Below are 4960 nucleotides of genomic sequence, written 5' to 3' on the forward strand. Positions count from 1 at the left end.
CTCGGGCGGCCCGGACGACGCCGGGCCACCGGGTCAGCGACTCGTGCAGCTCACGGTGGCCGGCGGCGCGTTGCTGCCGGTCCAGGAAGCGAGGAAGCCGATCGTGGTGCTGGCACCGGCACCGAGCGCGCCGTTCCAGCCGCTGTCCACGACCGAGACGACCGCCCCGGTCTGGGTGTGGGTGCCGCCCCAGAGCTGACTGATCCGCTGGCCGTTGGGGAAGGTCCAGCCCAGCGTCCAACCGGCGATGGGCCGGGTGCCCGGGTTGCTGACCACCACTTCGGCCTGGAAGCCGCCCGACCAGGACCCGGTCACCCGGTAGGTCGCCGCACACCCACCAGCCGGAGGCGGCGTGGTCGGAGGCGGTGTCGTCGGGGGCGGGGTGGTCGGGGGCGGTGTCGTCGGAGGCGGGGTGGTCGGAGGAGGCGTGGTCGGCGGTGGCGTGGTGGGAGGAGGCGTGGTCGGTGTGCCGCCGGTGCGGTCGGCGACCAGGATGCCGCGACCGTTGGTGCCGAGGTAGACGCGTCCGTAGACACGCGGGTCGCCGGTCAGCGCCTCGGTCGGGTTGCCGTACTGGTGGCGGTCGTCGTTGACGCGTACCCAGGTCGTTCCGCCGTCGTCGGAGCGGTGTACGCCGGGCTGACCGTTCACCGTGCCGTAGAGGAAGACGGCGGGGTTGGTCCGGCCGGGCGCCGCCTTGCCGAAGCCGACGTTGCCGGAGGCGCTGACGCCGCCCAGTTTGGTGAAGCTGGCACCGGAGTCGGTGGAGCGCCACAGCCCGCCCGGCCCGGCCAGCCACAGCTCACCCGACTGACCGGGCAGTGCCTTGAACCGGACGTCGGAGCTGGGCAGGCCGGTCGCCGCCGTGGCGGTGAAGGTCGCGCCGCCGTTGGTGCTCAGGTAGACCCGCCCGGCGCTGAAGCCGTAGAACCGGTTGGGGTCGACCCGGTCGGACTCGATGATCGCGTTGGCCGGGATGCCGGCGGACGGCGTCCACGAGTTGCCGAAGCCGACTGAGTAGACGACGCGTTGGCCGGCGTCGCCGGGAGCCCAGACGAACCGGCTGCCGTCGGCTGCGGCGGCGACCGTGCCGCCGGTGTTGACCCCGGACGGCTCGGTGCCCTGGAACCAGTTCGCGCCGCCGTCGGTGGAGAAGGCGACGTGGCTGTCGTTGGGCCGGTCGGCGTCGGTGAAGTTGCCCGCCCGCACCAGCACGGCGGGCTTGCTCTCGGCGTAGTCCAGGCTGGTGGTGCTCGTGAAGACCGGCTGGGTGAAGAGCATCGACGGAATGGTGTCGAGGTCGGTGTGTCGGAAGCCGCCGACGTCGCCGAGCGCGCTGATCAGTGGTGCACCGCTGGGCGGGCTGACCAGGTCGAGGACGGCGGTCTCCTCCAGGCCACGGACCATCGGCCGGAGGGTGAGCTGACCTCCGGTGTCCCACTTGGTGAGGTCCGTGGTGCCGTAGATGGTGGCGCCGGTGCCGTACATCATCCGGTTGGAGTCGTGCGGGTCGATCTCGACCGACTCGTTCATCCAGCCGAGCTTGGGCGCGGACTCCGGAGGCGCCGGGTTGACGCCGAACGTCAGCCAGGGCACCGAGCTGATGTCCATGGTGTAGCGGCGGGACCGCTCGGGATAGCTGGTGAAGTCCCAGATCCGGGTCCAGGTCGCTCCGCCGTCCGTGCTGCGGAAGAAGATCGCGTCCGGCCACCAGGAGACCTGGGTGGCCACCATCAGCGTGTTCGGGTGCTGCCGGTCGATGGTCAGACCGCTGTAGCCGAAGTAGTCGTCGGCGCTGGTGGAGGGCACCGGGCTGATCCGCGTCCAGGCCCCGGTCGAGCGGGTGAACTTCCAGACGTCGCCCTTGCCGCCGTCGTACGGGCCGCCGGTGTCGCTGGTGGCGATGTAGAGGTGACCGCCGACCGGGTCGACGACACCCTTGTGCGCCAGGTAGCCGGTGGGCTGCCCGGGGATGCGCGTCCAGGTGACACCGCCGTCGGTGCTGCGGTAGACCGGATTCTCCTTGTCCGCCACGCCGACGTAGATCGTCTGGGTGGTGGAGCCGGCGGTGCCGGTGCTCTTGTCGAAGCTGACCCAGGTGAGGCCCTGGTTCTGCCCGTTGTAGCCGTTCGGGTCACTGGGGTCGGCCCGGTAGTTGCCGGCGTTGGGGAAGGCGGTGACCCGGGCCCAGGTCGCCCCGTAGTCGGTGCTGCGCCACAGCCCGTTGCCGCCCTCGGCGCCGTAGTAGACGATGTTGTTCCGGTTGGGGTCGACGGCCAGCCGCTCACCCATGCCCCGGCCCGGCATGTTGCCACCGTTCTTGAACGGCAACTCGGTGACCTGCCAGGTGGCGCCCTTGTCGGACGAGCGCAGGATCGCGCCGTTGTTCGGGTCCCAGCCGTTGGTGTACATGCCGACCGCCGCGTACACCCGGTTGGTCTGCACCGGGTCGGTGGCGATGCTGACCACGCCGTTGTAGCCCCAGCGGTCCGCGCCGACCCAGTCGAGCAGCGGCGTCCACGACTGGCTGGACTGCTCCCAGCGGTAGGCCCCGCCGATGTCCGTCCGCGCGTAGATCAGGTTTTTCTCGGTGGGGTTGAAGACGATGCCGGGCACGAAGCCGCCGCCGCCGACCGGCACGTTGCGCCAGGTGTACGCCTCGGCGGCGGCCGGGGCCGGCGCCGAGCCAGCGGCGGTGATGGGGACCGCCACGACGGCCGTTGCGACGGCCAACGCCGACACGAGAGCGCCGGCCAGTGATCTGGGCATCTGTGGTTCCTCTCGGGGGTGTAGACCCGGGAGACGGGATCGACCAGGGTGGCGTCGCGGCCCGGGGGACGGGCGACGACGCGGGGAAGGATCGACCGAAGGTGGTGCGCCGTGGCCCGGGGGACGGGCGACGACGCGGGTGACGGATCGGAGCTTGCCCTGGCTCCAACCACCCGACGCGAGGCTCCCGCGATCGAGGAACGCACTCACCCTAACCGATTCGACGCCGCTATGGAAGCGCTCCCACCATCGACGGCGGGACGTCGACGCGCGGCGCGGCAGGTCCGGTGGGTCCGTCGTCCGGATCGGGTGAGGTCCGCTCACCCCGGTGGCCGACACCATCGGAGCCGGCGGGCCAGCCGGCCACTCGCGTCAACCGGTCCGCCAGCCAGCGCACGCAGCGAGGGAGGGCCGATGGCCATCGCGACGATCACGCGCACCGACCAGGACATCCAGTCCGCCGTACTCGACGAGTTGACCTGGGAACACCGGGTGCAGCCGCACGAGATCGGCGTGACCGTCGCCGAGGGCGTCGTCACGTTGACCGGGCGGGTGGACAGCTACGCGAAGAAGTGGGCCGCAGAACGGGCCGCGCACCGGGTCGTCGGAGTCCGGGCGGTCGCCAACGATCTGACCGTGCAGCTGCCCGGCGGCGACGAGCGCGCCGACCCGGACGTGGCCGCCGCGGCGGGCCACGCTCTGGAGTGGGACGCGTTCGTGCCCATCGAGAAGCTCCAGGTCACCGTCTCGGCCGGCTGGGTGACGCTGCACGGCGAGGTCGAGTGGGAGTACCAGCGCCGGGCCGCCGAACGGGCGGTCTCGCGGCTGACCGGCGTGCGGGGCGTCAGCAACGGCGTCACCGTGCGGCCGAGCGCGCCGCCGGACAGCGCGAACGTGGCCGACCGGATCGTGGACGCGCTGGCCCGGGCCGGCGCCACCGAGGCCGAACGGGTCACCGTCCGGGTGCACGGCGACACGGCGGTGCTCGCCGGACTGGTGAACTCCATCCCCGAACGCGCCGAGGTGGAGCAGGTGGCCTGGTCCGCACCGGGCATCCGGGAGGTCCAGAACCACATCGCGGTCGCACCGGTCCTGCGCTGAGCGCGCAACCACCCGGGGCGGGTGAGCCGGCCTCACCCGCCCCGGAGGCAGGCTGGGCGCATGAGTGATCCGAACGGGCTGATCCAACCCGGGCGCCCCGCGCCCGGCTTCACCCTGGCGAGCACTCCGGACGGGCGCCAGACCGGCCCCGAGCAGTTCCGGGGTCGCCCGGTCGTGCTCGTCTTCTACCCCGCCGACTGGAGCCCGGTCTGCGGGGACCAGATGTCGCTCTACCAGGCGGCGGCACCGGTGTTCGACCAGTACCAGGCGATGGTGCTCGGCATCTCGGTGGACAGCATCTGGTCGCACCGCGCGTTCGCCGAGAGCCGGGGCATCACCTTCCCGCTGCTGTCCGACTTCGAGCCCAAGGGCGAGGTGGCCCGCCAGTACGGCGCGTACACCCCGCAGGGCGAGGCGGCCCGCGCGCTGGTGGTGCTCGACCAGGCCGGGACGGTGGCGTGGAGCTACCTGTCGGCCCCCGACGTCAACCCGGGCGCGGACGGGATCTTCGACGCGCTGGACAACCTCGCCCGCGATCGGAAGGTGATGGCCCGATGACCACCCCACTTCAGGTCACCGCCCGGCTCCGGGAGCCGGTGACCATCGAGGACCACGCCCGCGGGCCGTCCGACGCCCCGGTGACCATGATCGAGTACGGCGACTTCCAGTGCCGGTTCTGCGGTGCCGCGTACGCGAACCTGCACGAGTTGCTACGCCAGCGCGCCGACACGGTACGGCTGGTCTACCGGTACTTCCCGATCGCCAACGTCCACCCGTACGCCGAACGGGCCGCGGAGACGGCGGAGGCCGCCGCGGCGCGGGGCAAGTTCTGGGAGATGCACGACTGGCTGTACGAGCACCAGGACCAGCTGGACCCCGTGCACCTCTCGCTCGGCGTCGAGCAGCTCGGGCTGCCGCCGGACGAGCTGAACGGCGAGGTGGAGCGCGGAAAGTTCGCCGACCGGGTACGCCGGGACTTCGTCGGCGGGATCCGCAGCGGGGTCAACGGCACGCCGACGCTCTTCGTCAACGACGTCCGGCACGACGGCGGGTACGACCTGCCCGACCTGCTGGCCGCCGTGGACGCGGC

General features: G+C 72.0%; 4 protein-coding genes. 3 read left to right on the forward strand and 1 reads right to left on the reverse strand.

Features of this window, described 5'->3' with window-relative positions; genetic code table 11:
• Positions 1–33: 33 nt before the first annotated feature.
• A complete protein-coding gene (locus AB0J68_RS27115) occupies positions 34–2769 on the reverse strand; it encodes a cellulose binding domain-containing protein (protein WP_363941151.1) in 2736 nt (911 codons plus the stop codon).
• Between the two features lie 414 nt (positions 2770–3183).
• Between AB0J68_RS27115 and AB0J68_RS27120 the strand changes: the two genes are divergently transcribed.
• From AB0J68_RS27120 to AB0J68_RS27130, 3 genes are all read left to right on the forward strand, one after another.
• Positions 3184–3870, forward strand: a complete 687-nt coding sequence (locus AB0J68_RS27120) for a BON domain-containing protein (RefSeq protein WP_363941153.1) — start codon at positions 3184–3186, stop codon at positions 3868–3870.
• 60 nt (positions 3871–3930) lie between these two features.
• Positions 3931–4428, forward strand: a complete 498-nt coding sequence (locus AB0J68_RS27125; protein WP_363941156.1) for a redoxin domain-containing protein — start codon at positions 3931–3933, stop codon at positions 4426–4428.
• Positions 4425–4960: thioredoxin domain-containing protein (locus AB0J68_RS27130; protein ID WP_363941159.1), on the forward strand; the 536-nt coding region annotated here is incomplete at its 3' end. The genes AB0J68_RS27125 and AB0J68_RS27130, both read left to right, overlap by 4 nt.

It is taken from the genome of Micromonospora sp. NPDC049580, assembly GCF_040675595.1.
Taxonomy (GTDB): Bacteria; Actinomycetota; Actinomycetes; order Mycobacteriales; family Micromonosporaceae; genus Micromonospora.